Origin of the sequence: Streptomyces swartbergensis (genome assembly GCF_002148965.1) — a bacterium.
In the GTDB taxonomy this organism is placed as follows: Bacteria; Actinomycetota; Actinomycetes; order Streptomycetales; family Streptomycetaceae; genus Streptomyces; species Streptomyces swartbergensis.
On sequence record NZ_NGFN01000657.1, the window covers coordinates 1 to 1,799 of the forward strand.

A 1,799-nucleotide genomic window follows, 5' to 3' on the forward strand; every position below is an offset into this window, starting at 1 on the left:
GCCTGCCACTCCACCCGTCCTGGCCCTCGACTCCGTACGCACGCCGCTGGCCGGACCCGTCAGCCTGGAAGTAGCCGCCGGAGAGGTTCTCGGACTGGTCGGGCTCTCGGACGCCGGGCACACGGAGCTGGGACGTGCCCTGGCCGGGGCCCGGCCGCTCCTGGGCGGGCGGGTCGTGCTGCACGGGCGGCCCTACCAGCCCCGTACGGTCGCGGAGGCCGTCGCCCTCGGGGTCGGCTTCGTGCCGGGCGACCGGCTGCGGGAGGGGTGTCTTGCCGAACTGACCGTCCGGGAGAACCTTTTGGCCAATCCCCGAGCGGGAGGGCGGCCGACGCCGCGCTGGATCAGCCCCCGCCGCGAACGTGCCCAGGCCGCCGCCCTCATCGACCGGTTCTCCGTGCGCCCACGCGACAGCGAGGCCCCCATCGCCACGCTCTCCGGCRGGAACCAGCAGAAGGTCATGATCGGCCGCTGGCTGCGGACGGAGCTGCGGCTGCTGATCCTCGAGGAGCCGACCGCGAGCGTGGACATCGGCGCCAAGGCAGCGATCCACAATCTGCTCGACGAGGCGGTGTCGGCAGGTCTCGCGGTCCTGCTCCTGTCCACCGACTTCGAGGAGGTCGCGAGCGTGTGCGGACGCACCCTGGTCTTCGTCCGCGGATCCGTGACGGCCGAGCTGAGCGGCACCGCCCTCACCGTCACCGGGCTCACCCGGGCGGCCTCGGCCATGCCCCCGTCCGAGCCCGCGTCCACCGCCGCGACGACCCCATGACCGAACCGCCCTCGCCCTCGCCCCGCCCCGGGCGCCTGCGCGCCCCCGGCGGGCACCACATCGGCGCCTACGGCCTGCTCGCCCTCACCGCCCTGCTCTACCTGGTCTTCTCCCTCGCCCTGCCGGAGACCTTCCCCACGCTGGACACCGTCGACTCGATCCTGTCCAGCCAGTCGATCCCGGCCGTCCTCGCGCTGGCCGCCATGGTGCCCATCGTCACCGGCGCGTTCGACCTCTCCATCGGCTACGGTCTCGGGCTGGCCCACGTCATGGTGATGCAGCTCGTCGTCAACGAGGGCTGGCCCTGGCCGCTCGCCTGCCTCACTGTGCTCGCCGGAGGGCTCGTCGTCGGCGTCCTCAACGGCGTCATCGTCGAGTTCGGCCGGATCGACTCCTTCATCGCCACCCTCGGCACCGGCAGCATGATGTACGCCGTGACCGGCTGGATCACCGACGGCAGCCGGATCGTCCCCGGCCCGCAGGGGCTCCCGCCCGCGTTCACCGACCTCTACGACTCCACGTTCCTCGGCCTTCCGGTCCCCGCCTTCTACGTGCTCGCCCTCGCGGGCATCCTCTGGCTGGTGCTGGAGCGGCTACCGCTCGGCCGGTACCTGTACGTCGTCGGGTCGAACCCGCGCGCGGCCGACCTCGTCGGCATCCCGACCCGCACCTACACCGTGTACGCGTTCGCCGCCTCGGGGTTGATCGTCGGCTTCGCCGGGGTGCTGCTCGCGGCACAGCAGCAGATCGGCAACCCGAGCGTCGGCCTCGACTACCTGCTGCCCGCCTTCGTCGGCGCCCTGCTCGGCTCCACGGCGATCAAACCCGGCCGGCCCAACGCCCTCGGCACCGTGGTCGCCGTCGCCGTCCTGGCCGTCGGCCTCACCGGCATCGCCCAGCTGGGCGCCGACTTCTGGACGGTGCCGCTGTTCCACGGCGGCACCCTGCTCATCGCCGTGGGCCTGGCCGGATACGCCGCTCGCCGCCGGTTGCGTGGCGGCGCCGCGGCCCGCGACACACCCACAGC

General features: G+C 73.1%; 2 protein-coding genes. Both read left to right on the plus strand.

The window, feature by feature from the left end; translation table 11 throughout:
• The coding region (locus CA983_RS43295; RefSeq protein WP_143645821.1) for an ATP-binding cassette domain-containing protein at positions 1-772 on the plus strand (772 nt) is incomplete at its 5' end.
• Positions 769-1,799, plus strand: a 1,031-nt coding sequence (locus CA983_RS43300) for an ABC transporter permease (protein ID WP_086606070.1), incomplete at its 3' end; no start/stop codon positions are given. The genes CA983_RS43295 and CA983_RS43300, both read left to right, overlap by 4 nt.